This is a genomic window from Luteitalea pratensis, from assembly GCF_001618865.1.
In the GTDB taxonomy this organism is placed as follows: Bacteria; Acidobacteriota; Vicinamibacteria; order Vicinamibacterales; family Vicinamibacteraceae; genus Luteitalea; species Luteitalea pratensis.
The window spans coordinates 493,444-512,198 of the sequence record NZ_CP015136.1 but is presented as its reverse complement, the minus strand read 5'-3'; the positions used below and the strand labels follow the sequence as shown (position 1 = coordinate 512,198).

The 18,755-nt window shown below is 66.6% G+C and carries 17 protein-coding genes; 4 read left to right on the top strand and 13 right to left on the bottom strand.

Going from position 1 to position 18,755, the window contains the following annotated elements:
- Window positions 1-124 precede the first annotated feature (124 nt).
- Window positions 125-1,762 (top strand): long-chain fatty acid--CoA ligase, encoded by a 1,638-nt coding sequence (locus LuPra_RS02190; protein WP_110174483.1) that lies wholly within the window; start codon window positions 125-127, stop codon window positions 1,760-1,762.
- Here the strand turns inward: LuPra_RS02190 and LuPra_RS02185 are convergent.
- The 7 genes from LuPra_RS02185 to LuPra_RS02155 all read right to left on the bottom strand — a co-directional run bounded on the left by LuPra_RS02185 (window position 1,759) and on the right by LuPra_RS02155 (window position 6,284).
- Window positions 1,759-2,139 (bottom strand): hypothetical protein, encoded by a 381-nt coding sequence (locus LuPra_RS02185; RefSeq protein WP_157898643.1) that lies wholly within the window; start codon window positions 2,137-2,139, stop codon window positions 1,759-1,761. The two genes, LuPra_RS02190 and LuPra_RS02185, sit on opposite strands and share 4 nt — an antisense overlap.
- Before the next feature lie 123 nt (window positions 2,140-2,262).
- Window positions 2,263-2,835, bottom strand: a complete 573-nt coding sequence (locus LuPra_RS02180; RefSeq protein WP_110169244.1) for a dihydrofolate reductase family protein — start codon at window positions 2,833-2,835, stop codon at window positions 2,263-2,265.
- Between the two features lie 36 nt (window positions 2,836-2,871).
- Window positions 2,872-3,309, bottom strand: a complete 438-nt coding sequence (locus LuPra_RS02175; RefSeq protein ID WP_157898642.1) for a hypothetical protein — start codon at window positions 3,307-3,309, stop codon at window positions 2,872-2,874.
- Between the two features lie 100 nt (window positions 3,310-3,409).
- Window positions 3,410-4,600: an acetyltransferase domain-containing protein gene (locus LuPra_RS02170; RefSeq protein WP_157898641.1), complete on the bottom strand. Its 1,191-nt coding sequence runs from the start codon at window positions 4,598-4,600 to the stop codon at window positions 3,410-3,412.
- 117 nt (window positions 4,601-4,717) lie between these two features.
- Window positions 4,718-5,203 (bottom strand): hypothetical protein, encoded by a 486-nt coding sequence (locus LuPra_RS02165; protein ID WP_110169241.1) that lies wholly within the window; start codon window positions 5,201-5,203, stop codon window positions 4,718-4,720.
- Window positions 5,204-5,445: 242 nt separating this feature from the next.
- Window positions 5,446-5,616 (bottom strand): putative signal transducing protein, encoded by a 171-nt coding sequence (locus tag LuPra_RS34215; protein ID WP_418001426.1) that lies wholly within the window; start codon window positions 5,614-5,616, stop codon window positions 5,446-5,448.
- A 53-nt stretch (window positions 5,617-5,669) separates the two neighbouring features.
- Window positions 5,670-6,284: a DUF1905 domain-containing protein gene (locus LuPra_RS02155; RefSeq protein WP_110169239.1), complete on the bottom strand. Its 615-nt coding sequence runs from the start codon at window positions 6,282-6,284 to the stop codon at window positions 5,670-5,672.
- An 88-nt stretch (window positions 6,285-6,372) separates the two neighbouring features.
- Between LuPra_RS02155 and LuPra_RS02150 the strand changes: the two genes are divergently transcribed.
- Window positions 6,373-7,008, top strand: a complete 636-nt coding sequence (locus tag LuPra_RS02150) for a hypothetical protein (RefSeq protein ID WP_157898639.1) — start codon at window positions 6,373-6,375, stop codon at window positions 7,006-7,008.
- Window positions 7,009-7,097: 89 nt separating this feature from the next.
- Here the strand turns inward: LuPra_RS02150 and LuPra_RS02145 are convergent, their stop codons facing one another.
- The 3 genes from LuPra_RS02145 to LuPra_RS02135 all read right to left on the bottom strand — a co-directional run bounded on the left by LuPra_RS02145 (window position 7,098) and on the right by LuPra_RS02135 (window position 11,140).
- Entirely contained in the window at window positions 7,098-7,460 is a 363-nt protein-coding gene (locus tag LuPra_RS02145; protein WP_157898638.1) for a four helix bundle protein, read from the bottom strand.
- Between the two features lie 78 nt (window positions 7,461-7,538).
- Window positions 7,539-9,377, bottom strand: coding sequence for a M2 family metallopeptidase (locus LuPra_RS02140; protein ID WP_110169236.1), 1,839 nt, complete (start codon window positions 9,375-9,377; stop codon window positions 7,539-7,541).
- 170 nt (window positions 9,378-9,547) lie between these two features.
- Window positions 9,548-11,140, bottom strand: a complete 1,593-nt coding sequence (locus LuPra_RS02135) for an FAD-binding oxidoreductase (protein WP_110169235.1) — start codon at window positions 11,138-11,140, stop codon at window positions 9,548-9,550.
- A gap of 401 nt (window positions 11,141-11,541) precedes the next feature.
- Between LuPra_RS02135 and LuPra_RS02130 the strand changes: the two genes are divergently transcribed.
- Both LuPra_RS02130 and LuPra_RS02125 read left to right on the top strand, forming a co-directional pair.
- The gene (locus tag LuPra_RS02130) at window positions 11,542-12,507 is read left to right on the top strand and encodes an ATP-grasp domain-containing protein (protein WP_110174482.1); all 966 of its coding nucleotides are present in this window, start codon (window positions 11,542-11,544) and stop codon (window positions 12,505-12,507) included.
- A gap of 218 nt (window positions 12,508-12,725) precedes the next feature.
- On the top strand, window positions 12,726-14,087 hold the full coding sequence (locus LuPra_RS02125; RefSeq protein WP_110169234.1) for a circularly permuted type 2 ATP-grasp protein: 1,362 nt from the start codon (window positions 12,726-12,728) through the stop codon (window positions 14,085-14,087).
- A 118-nt stretch (window positions 14,088-14,205) separates the two neighbouring features.
- Here LuPra_RS02125 and LuPra_RS02120 read toward each other — a convergent pair whose 3' ends face one another.
- The 3 genes from LuPra_RS02120 to LuPra_RS02110 all read right to left on the bottom strand — a co-directional run bounded on the left by LuPra_RS02120 (window position 14,206) and on the right by LuPra_RS02110 (window position 18,715).
- Entirely contained in the window at window positions 14,206-14,934 is a 729-nt protein-coding gene (locus LuPra_RS02120; protein ID WP_110169233.1) for an esterase family protein, read from the bottom strand.
- An 80-nt stretch (window positions 14,935-15,014) separates the two neighbouring features.
- Window positions 15,015-15,719 carry a hypothetical protein gene (locus LuPra_RS02115; protein ID WP_157898637.1) on the bottom strand — a complete coding sequence of 235 codons (705 nt, stop codon included), beginning with the start codon at window positions 15,717-15,719 and terminating at the stop codon, window positions 15,015-15,017.
- 371 nt (window positions 15,720-16,090) lie between these two features.
- Entirely contained in the window at window positions 16,091-18,715 is a 2,625-nt protein-coding gene (locus tag LuPra_RS02110; protein ID WP_110169231.1) for a serine/threonine-protein kinase, read from the bottom strand.
- Window positions 18,716-18,755: the final 40 nt, after the last annotated feature.

The following is an 18,755-nucleotide window of genomic DNA, read 5'->3' as shown; positions in this document are numbered from 1 at the left end:
CGAGGGCCAGACCGAGGGTATGGTTGCACGCATCGGCGATCAGCCCCCAGTGCGTTGCGGCGATTCTACGAGCGCCTCACGCACGATGGCAAGAATGACGGAATGGTTGCGGTATCCTCTGCCGATGCGTGGACTGATGATGGGGATGCCGCTGTCGATTCCGGCGTTGCTGCGCCGCGCGGAGTCGATTTTTCCACACAAGGCCATCATCGGCCGACTTCCCGACCGCAGTGTCTCGCACTCGACCTACCGCGAGTGCCTGGTCGGCGCGCGGCGGCTCGCGGCGGCCATGCGTTCGCTCGGCGTGCGACAGGGGGATCGCGTTGCCACGTTCTGCTGGAACCACGAGCGACACCTGCACGCGTACTACGGCATCCCGGCGTCAGGTGCCATTCTCCACACGCTGAACATCCGCCTGCATCCAGACGAACTCGCCTACATCATCAACCACGCCGACGACTCCGTGGTGATCGTCGACAAGGTCCTCTGGCCGCTATTCGAGCCGGTGCGCCAACGCATCGGCGATCGCCGCATCGTCGTCATCAGCGACGATGCCGATGTGCCTCCGGGCACGCAGCGCTACGACGACCTGCTCGCAGCACAGGACGCCGTGGACGGGTTCGATGATGTCGACGAACAGTCCGCCGCCGTGATGTGCTACACGTCGGGCACGACGGGGCGCTCCAAGGGCGTGCTGTACTCGCATCGATCGCTCGTACTGCACTCGTTGGCCGCGGCGCTTCCGGACATGATGAATCTCGCGGAATCGTCACGGGTGCTGGGCGTGGTGCCGATGTTCCACGCCAACGCCTGGGGATTGCCGTTCGCCTGCGCGCTGGTTGGCGCCGCCCAGGTGCTGCCCGGGCCGTACCTCGATGCGGCCAGCATCGTCGCGCTGCTCGAGACCGAACGCGTGACGCATGCCTTAGGCGTCCCGACCATCGCGCACGCGCTCCTGCAACACCTGGACGCGCACCCGGGCCACGACCTGTCGGCGCTGCGCATTCTGCTCGTCGGCGGCGCTGCCATTCCGGAGGCCACCATCCGGGCGTTCGATGGCCGCCACGGTATCCGCGTCGTGCACGCCTGGGGCATGACCGAGACGGCGCCTCTCGGGTCGATCAACCGGCTCCCGAGCGAACTGGCCGACGCGCCAGGGGATGCGCAGTTCGCCTGGCGGGCGAAGCAGGGACGTCCCGCCCCGTTCGTCGAGGTACGCGCGCGCGCCGACGACGGCAGTCTGGTGCCGTGCGACGACGTGGCCATGGGAGAACTGGAGGTCCGTGGCCCCTGGGTCGCCGCCGCGTACTACCCGGGCGACGAGGCGAAGGACCGCTGGACCGACGACGGATGGTTTCGTACCGGCGACATCGTGACCATCGGGGCCACGGGCTGCCTGACGATCTGCGACCGCGCCAAGGACCTCGTGAAGTCGGGCGGCGAGTGGATCAGCAGCGTCACCCTCGAAGGTGCGCTGATCGAGCATCCGGGGATCGCCGAAGTGGTCGTGATCGCGGTGCCACACGAGCGTTGGGGTGAGCGCCCGCTCGCCGTTGTCGTGCCGGTACCGGGCTGCCAGCCGACACTTCACGACGTCCGCGCGCACCTCGACCGACGCGTGGCGCGGTGGTGGCTCCCTGATGGCGTGGTGCTCGTTGACAGCCTGCCCAGGACCGGCGTCGGGAAGTACCAGAAGAACGTGCTGCGCGAGAGGTACAAGGGCTACTTCGAGAGCATCGCTCAGGAACGGGCCAAGACCTAGCTCATTCCCTGATGCCGGGCCTCGCGTGCGAGCATCGCGAAGACCGCGCTCGTACCCGTGCACAGACCGAACGCCAGGGCGACGATCGCGACGCTTGGCACCGACCTCGCCCCCTGGAGGACGGCCATCGCCGCGGCACACACCACTCCGCAGGCAACGGCGCTCAACCCACGGAGCAGGACATTCGGGGTACGCGCTGCACTGCGCCTGCGCGGCACGAACACCATCGACCCGAGGATGGCCGCGCCCGCCATCCAGAGGTAACGGACATCGTCACCAGTCGTGACGGCACGGATGCAACCAAAGGCCACCGGCACGGCGGCAGCCATCGTCGCGGCCAGGAGCAACCAGTGGCGCCTGCGCCAGTTATTGGGCATCGGTCCCGGCAGGATAACGCGGAAGGGTCGCAGGCCCGTCATCGCCGGCGTTGCGTTCGTCCCACGGGCATTCCGCTGGACACGGGCCGTGCGTGGGAGCAGGTGCGGTGAGTCGCCCCGGGACTATCGGCATACGCGATAACTGTGCACCGCCACCCCGCCTACGAACGTCCGGTGGTCGGTCAGTTCCAGCTGCATCGGGCCCCGCGCACCGCGGAACAGGGGTATCCCGGTTCCGATCACGACCGGATTCACCTTCAGGACGAGTTCATCAATCTCGTCGTAGAGTGCGCCGGCGAGGTTGGCGCCGCCACACAACCAGATGCCCAGCCCGGACTGCTGTTTCAGGCGCCGCACCAGCGCCACGGGATCATCCTTCACGAGTTGCACATCCGCGTGAGGGCTCTGCTCCATCGTGCTCGAGATGACGAACTGCTGAAGGTGAGGATACGGACTGGCGACGCCAATGGCCGCGCCAACCTCGTAGGTGTGACGACCCATGACGACCGAATCGAAGTGGCGGTGCTGATCGTGCACGCCGAGGGCCTGCGAGAGGTGTCCCGGGATCGTCTCTGGATACTCCTGCGCGATGAACGGCAGGTGCTCGCCAGTCATCGGGACGACGTCGAAGCTGCCGTCCTCCCGAGCGATGAATCCGTCGGCCGTGCAGGCCACGAAGTAGATGAGACGCCTCATTCAACTGTTTCCACGTGCCGTTGCATCAAGCGGTGGTCAGCCGGCCGCAGCCGCGGCGCCAGCATCCGAGTCGCGCTTCCAGAGCAGCAGTGTCAGCCAGACTACGAACAGGCGCAGGGCCATGGACAGGTCGTCGGGCAGGCTGACCCGAGCGTCCCTGACCAGCCAGTTGCTCGGAGCTATGGATCCGAGCTCCCGGTCGCCCTCGTACAACACCATCTCCCGACGCCAGCAGGACCGCGGCTTGAGTGTGTAGTGGCGGCCGTGGTGTTCGATCTGGACTGTCTTTCGGAAGGCACTGGACTTCTCGGCGGAGGCCACGACCGAGCCAGCCTGCTCGAGAACGAAGGGGCCCAGGAAACCCTGACGGAAGACCTTGTGCTCGATTCCAGCCGCGAGCACAGCGCCCCGCTCGCGCCAGGACGACAGATTGACCTCCGCCACGGCGCGGAGTCTCGAACCGTGAAGTCCCACGAGAACCAGTGCTTGGGCACAGCGATCCACATGACTGATTCCTCCCTGCGGACATCTCGTACCCCACGCCGTGACGTTTCCTCAGGATAGTCGCTTGCGACTACAGGTAACTGAGCCACCAATCCCGGCGACGTGCCTTGACCGCGGCGACCCATCGACAGAATGGGTAAAGGGCGACGATCACGAGCAGCCACACCGCATAGACACCGGGCAGCCCGACGCCGTATCCCTGAGGGAAGAAGAAACTGAAAGTGAGGAACTGACGGGCACTGAAGCCCAGGCTCACCCCGAACGCGACGGCCAGTGCGTGTGCCAGGTACAGGTGGGCCACGTAGAACGCGAACGGCACGCGGCCGAACACGACGAGCGGCTGCCTGACGGCATCCACCGCGCGCCCGGCAACCGCGCATAGCACCGCGGCGGGCCCGAGCGTCATCAGCAGGAACAACAGGCTCGGCGGGTACTTCGTGACGTTCAGGAAGTCGATGATCGTACCCAGCGCCGTGGCCTGCACGCGCCATGGATTGGGGTCGCCGTAGATGCCCGCCAGGCGCAGGGCGACAAACGCCGCGGTCGCCACCGTCCCCCAGGCGATGAGCCGCCCGTCCCGCCTCTCCGGCGATTCCTGGAACACGAGCGCCGTCCCGTAACCGAGCAACATCACGCCTGGCCAGGGCACGAGGGGATATACCACGCCGATGAGCACAGGCCCGGCGGCAATGGCCATCTGCGCGTGCAGGGCCACCCACAGCGGCCGGCCGACATCGAACACGCCGCTGGTGACGGGCCAGATCGGATCGAGCAGGTTGTGTCCGAGGATCATCGCCACGCCGATGACGAAGCACGCACGCTGCCCGAACCGCTGCGCGCCTGCCAGGACCACCATGCTGACGCCGATGACCCAGATGACGCCGAGGGGCACCACGATCGCCCCGCCGGCCTGAGCAACGCCATGCGGGGCGAAGCTCCACGCCAGGGCGATGACCGAGCACTCGATCAGGATCAGCCACACGCCGCGCGTGAGCAGGAACGCGCCCATCGCAGACGGCGTCCGTCGTGCCGTCATCAGCCCGGCGCTCGTACCAGCGAGGAACACGAACACGGGCGCGCAATAGTGCGTGATCCAGCGAGTGAAGAACAGGGCCGCGCCGATGTCAGGATTGGCCATCGGATCGACCTCGGCGGCGACCATGAAGAAGTCGCGCACGTGGTCGATGGCCATGATCACGATCACGAGGCCACGCAGCATGTCGATGCTGGACAGCCTGTAGTCGCGGTCGCCCGTCGTCATCCGACCGTGCTTTCCATCGCGCTGAACATGATTCCACCGTCTGACTGACGTGATGCGCGGCCGTGCATGCATGCGGCGTGCGGCCCGCGAGGCCGCACGCAGTGCCATGTGGCGACGCTACTGCTTGTCGTACACCGCGACGTTGTTCACCTTCTCCCCACTCGCGTTGACACCCTTGGTCGTGACCGTCCTCGTCTTCCCGTCAGCCGACACCTCCGATGTCTGAGTGGTCGTGACCTTGCCGCCCTTCTTGTTGACGGTCTGCACGGTGTTCGCATTGACGCGTGTGCGGGCGACCGTGTCCGCGTCCGGGTTGCCAATCACCGGGCTGTCCTTGCCGTCGTAGTTCGCGGTGAACTCGAAGTGTCGCGCAGTGCCGTCGGGCAGCGCCTGGTCGACGGTCACCTTGACGCCGGCCCCGGCGGCTTCGATCTTCGTGGTGCCGCTCTTGGGCACAGGTCCCGGGGTGTACTTCGACTTCGCGACATTCAGCTTCCAGACACCCACCTGCGGGTCACCCTGTGCGAGGGCTGGGCGGACGAGAATGGATGACAACCCGAGGCACGCAATTGTCAACGCCAGTGAACGAGTGGTGAGTCTCATGTGGTCTCCTGCTGCAGGCGCCTTCCGGCGCCATCTTGAACACGACCGGAGAATGGCGGTCGAGGCAAGCTGAGCGAGTGTGCCGGCGCGACGACACACCCAGCCGGCGTCGGGTCTCGACACCCCTGGGACTGGATCGCTCGCGTCGTGCCCGGAAGTCGTCAGCACTGTACACCCTGCTGCTGAGCTCTGCTACCGCCCACCAGACGGCATACGACCCGTCCAGCCCCGTGTTTCGAGCACTACTGGCGCTGTGACCGATGATGCCGCCGCTGAAGGGCGTGGGCTGCCCTTTCCCCATCCTCGGCCCTGACAAGCAAGTCAGCGCCTGCGATCGCTGGATACATGCCACCGGCGTTGTCCGACCGAATCATGGACTCGATCCCGGCTTCATCCAGGATGCCTTTTGCCATCCGCGCATCTGCGGTTGACCGGAATGTCGAGACAGCGATCAGATCCAAGGACTTCATCGTCGCACCTCCAAGCCGGCCAAACCGGGCTGCAGCCTGCAGCCTGCAGCCTGCGGCCTGCAGGCGGTAGGCCATAGGCCATAGGCCGTAGGCCGTAGCCCCTGATTGGCGTGAAACCCGCCGTAGCAAAGCATCCTGATGATGGACCGCGGCCGCGTGTACCAACTGGCCCAGCTGAGTGGGGAATCGCCGTTCATGTCGAGGGCATCGAGCCGGGCGCCGGCGTCCAGGAGCATCCCGACAGTGGCGTCCGAACCGAAGGCCGCCGCGCGGCGCAGGGGCGTCTCGCCTTTCGTCCTGCAATCACGCATGAAATGGTCCGTTTCAACCGACGGCCGCGTGACCACGCGCGCCTCGGTGTCGAGTTCCACGCGGATCTCGATCGTCTCGCCACCGGCAAGTCCCGCTGCCTCGCGATGGCTCCGGCGCAGCGGAATGCAAGGCGGGCCACCCATCGCCGCAATCGTGCTGCGGAATGAATAGCCGCCGTTGAGCGTGACCTTGACGGGCGCGCGCACCCTGCCGAACGCGGTCGGGGGATCGAAGGCCAGGGGAATGAAGCAGGCCGACCCGTCTCGAACAATCGTGGCGCTGAAGGTCCTCGAACTCATGATCGGCTCGATCGTCGCGTCCTCACGCCCCGGCGTCAAGGACAACGGGTGGAGGGCGCTCCCCCGATCATTCGCTATGATTTTCGACGTGACCACGCTTGTCCGCGCCGAACGTGACGACGACCATCTGGAGGGCCTGGGGACACGTCTCGTCGCCCTCGAGACGCGGCTCGGCACACGCACCACGGAGGTCGACGCGGCCCGATCCGGGCTCGAGGCATTCAGGCTCCGATATCGCCAGGAGGTCGGGCTCCTGCACGAGCAGCTGGACGCACTGGAACTGGCGATCGCCGAGGCCGAACTCGGCGAGCTGGCGAAGAAGGTCGGTGACGCGGTCAGCCCGAGCCCCGACTCGCCCAACGACACGAGGCCCGAGCCGCCCCGGTTCACGTCGGATGCCGTTCGCAAGTTGTTCCGCGATGTGGCCAAGACCATTCACCCCGACCTCGCGCGCGACCATGCCGCGCGCGAGCGGCGCCATGCGCTGATGATCGAGGCCAACAAGGCCTACGCGCGCGGCGACGAGGAGCAACTCCGCTGGATACTCGACGCGTGGGAACGCAGCCCGGAGGCGGTGCAGGCCACGCCGCTATGGGAGCTCAAGGCGATGGTCGACCAGGCCGCCGTGCGCGGCAAGGACATCGTGCGGGACATGGTGCGGCGGCTGCAGCGCGACATCATGGCCGCCACGAACCGCCTGGACGCCATGCGATCGGGCCGATGAAGAAGGGACAAGGGACAGGGAACAAGGGACCAGGAAATCAAAAGTTTACGAGCAACAAGGGATAAGGGAACGCTCGACTAAGAGGTGGTCTACTGACCGCGGAGGCGCTTGACGCAGGTGGTGAGAATCGCAACCAACTCGGAGGCTTGACCCGTCAGCTTCTGGATCGATTCCGCCGAGTCCGACCGGTCTGCTGACGCGAGTACTTTCAACCAGTACTGCGTCTCGGTTGCTTCCTGCAGCGCGCGGGCACGGAGGGAGAGCAGGTGCTTGCGCGAGATCGCAGAATCTGCCTCCGCGTTCTGCGCGCCGATGGAAGTTCCTGCGCGCATCAACTGATCGAGCAGTCTGGGAGGGAACACACGGCGCTCCTGCTCCCTCTCGATGAACAACAAGAGATCGCGAGAGAACTGGAGCGAACGCTCGGTCAAGTCGCGTGGCTGCGTGGACATCGCAGCCGTCGCCACAGCAATCGACGTGCCGTCACCATCTCCCTTTTCTCTGCAGCCTTGCTTCTTTTGATTTCCTTATCACTTCTTCCCTGTCCCTTCTCCCTTTTTCGCCTCTGCCTCCAGCCAGGCGCGCAGCGGCTCGAAGTATTCGAGGATGGCCGTGGCGTCCATCTGCTTCTCGCCGGTCAGCGCTTCGAGCGCCTCGGGCCAGGGCTTGCTCGCGCCCATCGCGAGCATCTTCTGGAGGCGAGCGCCGACCGCCCTGTTGCCGTAGATCGAGCAGGTATGCAGCGGTCCGGTGTGGCCGGCAGCCTTGCACATCGCCCGATGCATCTGGAACTGGAGGATGTGCGCGAGGAAGTACCGCGTGTAGGGCGTGTTGGCAGGCACGTGGTACTTCGCCCCTGCGTCGAAGGCGTCTGCGGGGCGCGGCCCCGGTGCCGCCACGCCCTGGTACTTCTCGCGCAACGCCCACCATGCGGCGTTGTACTGCGCCGGCGGAATCTCGCCACTGAATACCTTCCACCGCCACTGATCGACGAGCAGGCCGAATGGCAGGAACGCCACCTTGTCCAGCGCCATCCGCAGCAGGAACTCCACATCGTCCTGGGCCTTTGGCGCCGTCGGCAGCAGCCCGATCTTCACCAGGTACTGTGGCGTGATCGAGAGCGCCACGGCATCGCCGATCGCCTCATGGAAGCCGTCGTTGGCGCCGGTGCGATAGAGGAACGGCTGCTGGTTGTAGGCACGCTGGTAGAAGTTGTGACCGAGTTCGTGGTGGACGGTGACGAAGTCCTCCGCGTTGATCTCGATGCACATCTTGATGCGGAGATCGTCGACGTTGTCGACGTCCCACGCGCTGGCGTGGCAGACGACATCGCGGTCGCGCGGACGAACGATGAGGGAACGCTTCCAGAAGGTCTCGGGCAGCGACGCGAAACCGAGCGAGGTGAAGAAGCCCTCGCCGTACTTCACCATGCCGATGGCGTCGGTCTTCTTCGCCTTCAGCAACCCGGCGAGGTCGTAGCCGGGGGCACGGCCCGGCGGGCCGACGAGGTCGTAGATGTTGCCCCATTGCTGCGCCCACATGTTGCCGAGCAGGTGTCCGGGGATCGGGCCATCGAGCGGCACGACGTCCGTACCGTACTTCGCGGCGAGGCGACGTCGCACGTGCGCGTGCAACTGATCGTAGAGCGGCTTGACCTGCGCCCACAGCCGATCGACTTCCTTCGCGAAGTCGTCGGGCGGCATGTCGTAGCCCGCGCGCCAGAAAGCACCGAGATCGGCGAACCCGAGTTCCTTCGCGCCCTGGTTGCCCAGTTGCGCGAATCGTTCGTACGGCTGTTTCAGCGGTGTCCCGATGGCATGCCACCCCTCCCATGCGTCGAGGAGCACTTTCGGATCGCGGTTGCTCGCCATCAGGCGACTCAGGTCGTCGATCGTCTGGCATTCCTTGCCCGGTGGGCAGTACCTGCCGCGTCCGTAAGCGGCTTCCATGCCGGCGACGATGCGGGTGAGTTCCTTCTGGAGCGCATCGTCTGCCGGTGCAGGGAGCGGGCTGGCGGCAAGCTTGAGCAGCAGCAACTGGCGCGCGACGTCGGCATTCCCGCCGCCGGTGGTGCCGTAACTGGCGGCCTGCTTGGCAAGGCGCATCGATGTGGCGACGTAATCGGCCGTCGCCGCGGCGGAAATCTGCTCGGTGTCCTCGGTGATGAAGTTTGCGGCGACCCACTGCGCGCGAGCGAGCGTGCCGGCCTGCTCGAGGAGGGTCGCGTTGGCCTTCGCGACGAAGCCGACGGGATCGCTAGCGGATGTCGCCGCGGAATTGCCGGGAGCCGAGACCCGCGAGCAGGCGGCCGCGAGGCCGAGGCCTGCCACGACCGCGGAGGAGGCGACGAGGAGGCGTCGATTGCGCACGTCCCCTTGTAATGGATCACGCGCCCCGGCGGGTAGGGGCGTCGACGCGGGCGCGCAGACTGCCGGACAAAGTCCGGCACCTACCCGAGGATCCGGCAGCGACACGAGGGCCGGATCTTGGGCGAAGGGGCAGCAGCCAAGCGAAATGCAAGGCCTCGGCCGCGGCCGCGTCAGCTGAACAGCACGCCCGGTGCCAGTTGCCCCTGCGGATCGAGCGCACGCTTGACGGCGCGCATCTGATCGATGCCCGTCTCGCCGTAGAGCTGTCGCAGCAGCGCCTGCTTGACGGGATGGCGGCCGACGCCGTGCTCGGCCAGCGGGCATCCGCCGAGGCGGGCCACTTCGACCCCGAACTCGAGGATCGCCGCCTTGCCGGCTTCGACGTCCTCGTAGCTCCGCGGCAGCACGTTGGGGTGCACGTTGCCGTCCGAGACGTGTCCCCATGTCGCCACGTCGAGGCCGCGGCGCGCGAAGCCGGCGCGGTAGATGTCCATCATCTCGCCGAACTGCTCGAAGGGCACGACCATGTCGGCCGCGGTCTTGGCGATACGTGCGTCGATGTCGCGCTTGGCGCGCCCGACGCGGGCGTTGACGCCGGCGGGCACGGCCTCGCGGACGCCGAGCAACTGTTCGGCCCGCCTGCGATCGCCCGGCAACGCCAGTTCCGTGTCGTCGAGCACGCCGTGCCGATCGAGCACACGACAGAAGCGCGCCAGCGGTGTGTCTGGCGCATCCTCGTCGAGGGCGGCGCTGATCTGCTCGTACGCCTGCTCCTGCGTGAGCAGCGGCAATTCGAGCTGGATCAGCAACAGAAGTCCCGCAGACGCGGGCCAGGTGACCTCGTACTTGCGGTCCGCCCCATCCTCCGCGAGGATTTGCAGCGACCGGCCGTCCATGTGCTCGATGGCCGCGACATCGATCCCGGCCGCGTCGCCCGACCGCCACGTCTCGCGCGATGCATCGCGCAACTCCGCGACCAATGCGAGGGCGCGCGGTTCATCGACGAGCGGGACCAGGGCGTAGCAGAGGCCTGCTCGCGCGGCCTGCAACCGCAGCACGGCCGCGGTGATGATCCCCAGCGTCCCCTCGGCCCCGATGAACAGGTCCACGAGGTCCATGCCCGGCGCGGCATGGTAGCCCGCCGACCGCTTGACCACGTCAGGCATCACGTATGTCGGCACGGGCACGACACGAGAACCCGCCGGTCCGTCGATGACGAACGTCCACGAGTCATCGAGGATGTGATCGCCGCGACGGATGTCGATGACGTCGCCACCCGCAAACACGACGGTAAGGCCGTCGATCCACTCCCGGGTGGTGCCGTACTTGAAGGTCGCCGCCCCGGCCGCGTTGGTGGCGACGATGCCGCCGACCGTTGCGCCGAGAAAGGTTGGCACTGGCGGGAAGTCGACGCCATGTCGGGACAGGTCCTCGAGCAATGTCGCCAGTACGACGCCCGCGCCGACCTTCACCAGGCCGTCGACGGGCGTCTCGATGGCGGTCAACCGAGCGGTGGAGAGGACGATGGCTCCGCTTGGCGTCGCGCCGCCGGTCAGAGAAGACTGGGCACCGACGGCGAGGACGGAACGCCCGTCGGCAAGGACGGCAGCGACATCGGTCTCGGTTCGCGGTCGAGCCACCGCGTCGGCATGGCCGCCCGGGTAATGTGCGGCGTCCTCGAGATGGGCCGCGATGGACTCGGGGCTGACGTCGAAGAGGTCCGGGGAGAGTGCGCCGCGAGGGGCGCGAGCTGCAATCGACACGCGTCTAGTGTAGCGAGCCGGCAGGCCGTGCAGCAGGTCCCGGCAGGTGGCGACGCCTCTGTGTCATCGGCGTGACGACGCCCTCGCCGGTGCTTCACCGATCGCGCGAGCGCGTGTTCGGTTTGGCAGGGGCCGTCGTTTACTGGGATTAGAAGGGTCGTCCAGTGGACGGTATCCCGGGATCGGGCGCGTGAGTGAGCGGAAGGGAGGGAGGGCCCGACCGTTCGCTGCGTACCTGGTCCCGGCTTGCCGGCCGCTGGGACTCTTCGTATCGCACCGGCGTTCCGCCGAATTTCTCCTATCAATAGGAAGTCCCCACGAGGCACGGTCACGCCGCGCGCCTGCGCCGGATGGCGTACGCTGGCATGGTAGACTGCCGCGTTTCGCGGGGAGACGAGATCATGAAAATCGGGCTGCTGGTCGGTCGCGAGTACAGCTTTCCACCGGCATTCATCGACAAGGTCAACCAGCTCGGACAGGCGCACGGCATCACGGCCGAGTACGTGACGCTCAGCGGCTCACCGATGGACGAGCCGCAGCGCTACAAGGTCATCGTCGATCGCATCTCGCACGAGGTGGAGTACTACCGCGGCTTCCTCAAGCTGGCCGTGCTCAGCGGCACCTACGTGATCAACAACCCGTTCTGGTGGACCGCCGACGACAAATTCTTCAACTACGCGTTGATGGCGCGGCTCGGCGTGGCGATCCCGCGCACGGTGCTGTTGCCGCAGAAGGCGTATCCCCAGGACGTCGACATCCAGCCGGCGTCGTTGCGCAACATGGGATACCCGCTCGACTGGGACGGGTTGCTCGACTACACGGGGCGGCCGGCCATCCTGAAGCCGTTCTCGGGTGGTGGCTGGAAGCATGTGTACAAGGTGCATACGCGCGAGGAACTGCTGGCGGCCTACGACGGCACGGCGCCGTACTGCATGACGCTGCAGCAGTTCGTCCACTTCGACAAGTACGTCCGCTGCTTCACGTTCGGCAAGCACGACATCCTGCCGGTGGTGTACGACCCGCATGCGCGCCAATACCTCATCCAGCACGACTATCTGTCTGCCGAGGTCGGCGCACGCGTGGTCAAGGACGCGCAGACGATCAACGAGGCCCTCGGCTACGAGATGAACACGATCGAGTTCGGGATCGAGAACGACGTCCCGTACGCGATCGACTTCCTCAACCCGGCGCCCGATTTCGAACGTGATCGGATCACGCCGTTCTACTTCGAGATGGTCGTCGACAAGATGGCGCGGCTCTGCATCGACCGGGCGCTGAACGGACACCAAAGCAACATGTTCCCGAAGTGGGAACAGATGCTCGGCCTGGGCTCGGCGTCGGGTTTCGTCGGCTCTCCCGTTCCGTAGATTCCTTCGTGTCGACCGTTCACTAGATTCCTTCGTGTCGACCTGAAGGTCGACCCCTACGACCCTCGGCGGAGCCGTCGAATGGCGAGCCAAGTCGCGATTGCACCGACACCGCGCAACGCCGAGGCGAAATGACGTCGGGAGCCCTCCGGGCCCGTCTGTAGCCGTTGACCTTCAGGTTGACGGTCAGTGATGCTGGATGAAATAGCCGAGACCCGATGCCCGATCCGATTCAGACCTGGATGTCGCTGCTCGGGCAGGGCGGCGAGCTCACCGAGGCGTACTGGGACGCGCATGCGCAGCACATGCGTGACGCACGCCTGATGTTCGGCGATCGCCTGAGCTGTCCGTTCCTGCGTCCGCTCTTCATGGACGCACACGGTGAGGCGCGCCAGCGGGCGGCGTGTGAAGTCATCGCCCTCGTCGCCGAGCGGATCATCCGCGAGGCAATGAAAGACGAAGCGCTGCTCGGCGCGTTCGGCCTGTCGGATGCGGAGCGGGCGATGGTCGCGATCGATCCCGGCTACGCGTACGCCAGCACGGCCAGCCGCCTGGATTCGTTCCTCCTGCCCCACTCGCTGATGTTTGCCGAGTACAACGCCGAGTCACCGGCAGGCTTCGGCTACACCGAGACGCTCGCCGCGGTGTTCGAGCAATTGCCGATCATGGACCGGTTCCGCGAGCACTTCGATGCGCAGCCGTACCTGATGATGGACACGATGCTCGAGGCGTTGATCGCGAGCTACCGCGACTGGGGCGGCACCGCGCCAGCGCCACGGATCGTCATCACCGACTTCCGGGGCGTGCCGACGTGGAGCGAGTTCGAGATCCTCGCCCACCGGTTCACGGCCTGTGGCGTGCCGACGCTGATCGCCGACCCACGCGATCTGGAGCTCGTGAACGGCCGGCTGGTGGTGTACGGCCAGGCAGTGGACCTGGTGTATCGGCGTGCGCTCGTGAACGACCTCGTCGCGCGCCCCGACGACACGCGCGTGCTCGTGCAGGCCTACCGCGATCGCCTCGCGTGCGTGGCCAACACCTTCCGCTGCAAGATCCCGCACAAGAAGTCGTTCTTCGCGGTGCTCACCGACGAGGCACACGCGGCACGCTTCAGCGCCGACGAGCACGCCGTCATCCGCGCCCACGTGCCATGGACCCGCGTCGTGGCAGAACGCCGCACTCGCAACAGCGGGGGCGACGACGTCGACCTGGCCGCGTTCATTCGCGACCAGCGCGATCGGCTCGTGCTCAAGCCGACCGACGACTTCGGCGGTCATGGCGTGACGCTCGGGTGGGAGACCGACGAGGCAGCCTGGGACACCACGCTGCGCGCGGCGCTCGCGGCGCCGGGCGGATCGTGGATCGTGCAGGAGCGGATCCCCATCAGGCGTGAACCGTTCCCGATGGTCGAGAACAACCCGCACCGGGTGACCAACCGCGACATGCTGGTCGACTGCGCGCCCTACATCTTCCGCGGCAAGGTGTGCGGGTTCCTGACCCGCCTCAGCGCGTCGGGTCTCGCCAACGTCACGAGCGGCGGTGGACAAGTGCCGGCGTTCAGGGTCGCTGCGCGCCCTTGAACACCATTTCAGAATTGCAGAATTTCAAACGTTCAGAATTTCAGAATTGCACGACCACAGTCAGCAACTCGACTTCCTGATGGTCCTGCAATCCTGAAATTCTGCAATTCCTGCAATTCTAGAAGGTTCGCCCAATGTACTCCCACATCATGTGGTGCCAGTACGGCCAGTCGTGCCCGCCCTGCGGGCCCCAGTCATCGAGGTGGTGCGGGATGTTGCGGTGACGCAGCAGCGCGGCGAAGCGGTAGGTCTCTTCCGGCTTCTCCCACGCGCCGGAGCCGGTGGCGAGGTGTACCTGCGAGGTGGCGATCTGCTGGTAGAACCAGGGATCGGTCGTCGCCCCGAGGTAGTCCATCGGGTTGTTGAAGTAGAAGTTGTCGTCGTACATCCCGTCCATGAAGCGGCGCATGTCGTACACGCCCGACATCGCGAAGCACCACTTGAAGGTGTCGGGGTGCTTGAAGGCACTGTTGGCGGCATGGTACGCGCCGAGCGAGGCGCCCATGACGGCGATGGGCGGGATGCCCTTGCAGTGGTCGTGGATGAACGGCACGACCTCCCAGCGGATGTACTCGTCGTACTGCTTCTGCATCCAGCTGCGGTGGAACGGGTGGGCGCCGCGGTTGTAGAAGGACGCGTCGGACACCGAGCGCACGCCGAAGACCTTGATGCGCCCCTGCTCGATGTACGGCGAGAGGGTGCGGATCATGCCCTGACCCTCCATCTCCCACTCATCGCCGCCGCTCGTCGGAAAGGCGAGCAGCGGCGTGCCGTAGTGGCCGTACGAGACGAGCCCCATGTCGAAGCCGAGGCGGGGCGAAAACCACTGGTGGTACTGGCGCTCCATGCGGAGGTATGAGACCCCGGAAGCCGCGTCGGTGTCCAGCGGCGCTCACGGGCCGGACGCCGCCGGCGACGTGCAGTGACCTACGGGGTGCTGCCGGCCTTTTCCAGCTCCACGTCCGGATCGAACGGGACCTCCGTGATTGGCTTGCCGTCGTATCCCGTCGCCACCAGATTGAACGTTCGACGCAGCCTCCTGCCGCCAATGAGCTTGTGTGGGTAGGGCAAGGTGTGGCACTGCACACTGACGTCGCTTTTGGCCGCGATCGGGCCCTGGCGCAGTTGCCTGAAATGATCGGGCCCCTTCGGTTCCCCTTCTTTCGGAGCGCCCGGCTCTGCCGTCTGCTTTGGCACCACCTCGCAAGGCCCTTGGGCGCCGGCATCCGCGCGAACTGGCCCGTCGAGGAACTCCAGATCGACGGTCCTCTTCTTGGCGATGTCGAACCTGACGTCGACAGACGCCGCGCACTGGTTGACGACCAGGAACGTGAACTGGCGCGGGCGGCCTGTGGCCTCGCGCCTGAACTGCTTGTTCTTCTCCCCCGGGTTCTCGATCAGATTGAACCAGTAACACCCCGTATTGCCGATGGGGATGTTCTTGGTGATCTTGCCATCGCCGGGATCGGTGACGAGACACGCGCGAACCGTCCCTTCGTCGCTCACGCAGATCACCTGCTCTGGTTTCTGCACCAGGATTCGGTGACCGGAGCATGCGGCCGCGCCAAGGGCGAGCAGCAGATACAGGCCGGAACGGAAGACAAGCGTGGAAACGCGCGATGTGACGGTCATGGACACTCCTCCAGTTGGGCGGCGCCCGGCCGTGACGCCAGGACATGTGCCACCGGTTGGCCCGTTCTGGAACACCTGCGTGAACGTGCCGCCACCCGTTACGCGTAGCGACGACGCCGATCGGCTCATCGACGAGTCCGGCGTGCCTCGCACCCGCGTGCCAGTGCCGTCGGCCATCCACCCAGGGACTTCCTCCCCGCGAGCGTCGGCTGCGCCGTCACCGTCAGCTATTTCCTTGCCACGCTGGCAACGAAGGTACAGAACATCTCGCCCGATACACGCCGGGGCAACTCTCGTTTGTAGGAGGGACCTTACTTATGGTCCGAACGTCGTGGCCGTGTCAAGCGAACGCTGCGTCGGTCGTACCCTCGTCAGAGGCCTTCGAGACCCTGATACTCCGGCAGACCTTCGACTGCTTTCCATACGTCTTTCTCGAGCACGGCCGATGGCGCGCGGCCGCGCGTCTTGAGGGCCTTCAGGATCGCGGCGCTCGCCGCGTGCCGTCCACACAACGCATTGGCATTGGCGCGGTTGGTGAGCGCCCGCACCAGTGTCGGTGCGATGACGGCCAGTCGTTCGGCGTAAGCGAGGGCCACGTCGCACTCGCCGCGACGCGCCGCCGCGTACGAGGCATTGCCCATGGCCACGGTGTCAGCGGCGTTCACCTTGAGCAGGGCATCGGCCGCGGCGAGCGCCTTGCCGTAGGTCTCATGCGCCGCGTCCCGCCGACCGCGCTGGAGTTGGGCGTCGCCGAGGTTGCGGTGAAGCAGCGGGTTTTCTGGCTCGAGGGCTACGGCCTCGGCATAGTAGCGTTCGGCCTGTTGCAGGTCTCCTCGCCCGTACAGGATGGTCGCGAAGTTGGTCAGGGAGTAGGCGGTACGGCGCACGTTGAGCGATCGCTCGTACGCTGCGAGCGCGAGATCGTCCTTGCCCATCAACTGGTACGTCGTCCCGATCATCTGGTGGCTCCACGGATTGTCGGGCTGCAGCACCGCGAGCCGCTCGAACGCCACCAGCGCCTCGTCATACCGCCCCTCCCCATGCAGCGCTGTACCCAGGGCCCGGTAGTTGTTGAAGCTCGGGCGAACCCTGACAGCTCGCCGGAGCAGGTCGAGCCCGGCCTCGGTGCGCCCACGCGTGACGTCGATGCGGCCAAGCAATCGCAGCGCCCGATCGTTGTCGGGTGCCTGATCGAGCACGCGGTGCAGGTACGGCACGGCCTCGTCAGGGCGGCCGGTGACCTGCTTGACCAGGGCATGACCGAGGAGCACGTCCTCGAGGTCGCCGCCCTGTCGCTGCGCCTCCACGAGTGCATCCTGGGCCCTGATCACGAGCTCGGGCGCAGGAGTGACCGAATACTGCATGAGCAGCACTCTCGCCAGTTCGGCGTACGCCTCGGCGTACGCCGGCTGCATCGCCACGACCTGCTCCAGCAGCCGTCGCGCCTGGGCGAGCGAGCCCGGCTTGTCCGGGCGCTCGCTGTACACCCGGGCCTGCGAGTAGTACTCGAGGGCCTCCGGGCTCGGCTGGAACGCCGGCGCGACCTCGCGCAACACGGGTGAGGGTTCGCCGAGCCAGGTCCGCACCTGAGCGGCCACCGCGCGAGCCAGCGTGCCCATGGCATCGAGCTGGCCATGACGGGTGATGGTCTTCACGATGGTCCCGTCCCGGGCCAGGTAGATGACCACGCTCATGCGGACCCCCGAACCGACAGGCGCGACCGTTGGAACCAGGACGTGCGACAGGCCCTGATCGCGCAGCCGCTTGACGAGGTCTGGCACGTTGTCCTGGAAGGGCGGCACCTCGCCCTTGGCCAGTCGTGCCCTGGTGAGCGGCGCGAGTCCGGCCCTGAGCAGATCCGCTGCGCCAGCCGAGACCGTAGAGAACGCGTCGGCATCGACCCTCGGCACGACGGCAATGATCGGCATCGTCGAGGCCGAGACCTTGTCGCCGACGACCGCGACGCCACCAGCGACACAGGAGGCACAGACGACCAGGGTCGTCAGGGCCACCATCCGCCAATGTGCCCAGGACGTGGCCCGGGCCTCGTCAGCCGGGATGAGCGCGGCCAGGGCGGCGCCGTCACGCGGTCGGGCGTCGGCATCGGCAGCCCGCGCCTGACGTGCCACCTGCGCGAGCGCCGCGGCCAGCGGCGCCGGCAGCGGCGCATCCGCCTCGCGGCAGCCGTCGATGACGTCGTCGATCAGGACGCCGAGGCTGTAGACGTCGGAGGGTCGCGTCGGCGTCGCGCCGCGGACGACCTCCGGAGCGGCATAGCGGGGTGTGTACCGCTTCACCCGCGTCCCGTCGCTCGTAACGGTCTCGACGACCGCCCACATGAGCGCGATGCCGAAGTCGATGATCTTCACCTGCGACTCGGGCGTAACCAGGACATTGCGCGGCTTGATGTCGCAGTGGACGATCCCGCGGCGGTGTGCGTAGGCCACGGCATCGACGATCTGGTGAATCGCGGCGAGGACGGCAGCGGCGGGCTGCCCCTCCTTCAGCCAGGCCTCGAGCGTGCTGCCCTCGACAAACTCCATCACCAGCGCGGGCGGCGACGTCTCGAGCACATCCTGGACGCGGGCGATGTGGGGATGGTCGAGCGCGGCGAGGGCGCGTCCCTCAGCGACGAGGCTCCGCATCGCATCGGCCTCCTCGAGCCATTGATCCCGGAGCCGCTTGACGGCCACCGGCCGATTCAGGAGGAGGTCGTGCGCCAGGTGGACCGCCCCCATGCCTCCCCGTCCGAGCGCGCGCTCGATGCGATATCGGCCGACTAGCACCTCTGCGACCTCGTCCTCCCCTCCCATCTCGGTGGGCAGGAGGTGCTCCAGGAATCGCGGGTCGGCTGCGAGGAGTGCGGTCACGTCGCGACGGAACGAGTCGTCGAATCGACGCAGGAAGGCCTCGCGCTCGGAGGGCCCCATGGAGAGGAGCTCGTCGAGCACCCGCTTGATCGCGGCCCAGCGCTCCGGCGTCATGTCCATCGTCATGTGCCTTACGCCCTCGTGAGCCCTGCCCTGGTGCGGCTAC

What these genes read in the sequence shown, in the direction of transcription:
- LuPra_RS02190 (WP_110174483.1), top strand. Translation starts at nt 125, where the DNA reads ATGCGTGGACTGATGATGGGGATGCCGCTGTCGATTCCGGCGTTGCTG.
- LuPra_RS02185 (WP_157898643.1), bottom strand. Translation starts at nt 2,139, where the DNA reads ATGCCCAATAACTGGCGCAGGCGCCACTGGTTGCTCCTGGCCGCGACG.
- LuPra_RS02180 (WP_110169244.1), bottom strand. Translation starts at nt 2,835, where the DNA reads ATGAGGCGTCTCATCTACTTCGTGGCCTGCACGGCCGACGGATTCATC.
- LuPra_RS02170 (WP_157898641.1), bottom strand. Translation starts at nt 4,600, where the DNA reads ATGACGACGGGCGACCGCGACTACAGGCTGTCCAGCATCGACATGCTG.
- LuPra_RS02165 (WP_110169241.1), bottom strand. Translation starts at nt 5,203, where the DNA reads ATGAGACTCACCACTCGTTCACTGGCGTTGACAATTGCGTGCCTCGGG.
- LuPra_RS34215 (WP_418001426.1), bottom strand. Translation starts at nt 5,616, where the DNA reads ATGGCAAAAGGCATCCTGGATGAAGCCGGGATCGAGTCCATGATTCGG.
- LuPra_RS02155 (WP_110169239.1), bottom strand. Translation starts at nt 6,284, where the DNA reads ATGAGTTCGAGGACCTTCAGCGCCACGATTGTTCGAGACGGGTCGGCC.
- LuPra_RS02145 (WP_157898638.1), bottom strand. Translation starts at nt 7,460, where the DNA reads ATGTCCACGCAGCCACGCGACTTGACCGAGCGTTCGCTCCAGTTCTCT.
- LuPra_RS02130 (WP_110174482.1), top strand. Translation starts at nt 11,542, where the DNA reads ATGAAAATCGGGCTGCTGGTCGGTCGCGAGTACAGCTTTCCACCGGCA.
- LuPra_RS02125 (WP_110169234.1), top strand. Translation starts at nt 12,726, where the DNA reads ATGCCCGATCCGATTCAGACCTGGATGTCGCTGCTCGGGCAGGGCGGC.
- LuPra_RS02120 (WP_110169233.1), bottom strand. Translation starts at nt 14,934, where the DNA reads ATGGAGCGCCAGTACCACCAGTGGTTTTCGCCCCGCCTCGGCTTCGAC.
- LuPra_RS02115 (WP_157898637.1), bottom strand. Translation starts at nt 15,719, where the DNA reads ATGACCGTCACATCGCGCGTTTCCACGCTTGTCTTCCGTTCCGGCCTG.
- LuPra_RS02110 (WP_110169231.1), bottom strand. Translation starts at nt 18,715, where the DNA reads ATGACGATGGACATGACGCCGGAGCGCTGGGCCGCGATCAAGCGGGTG.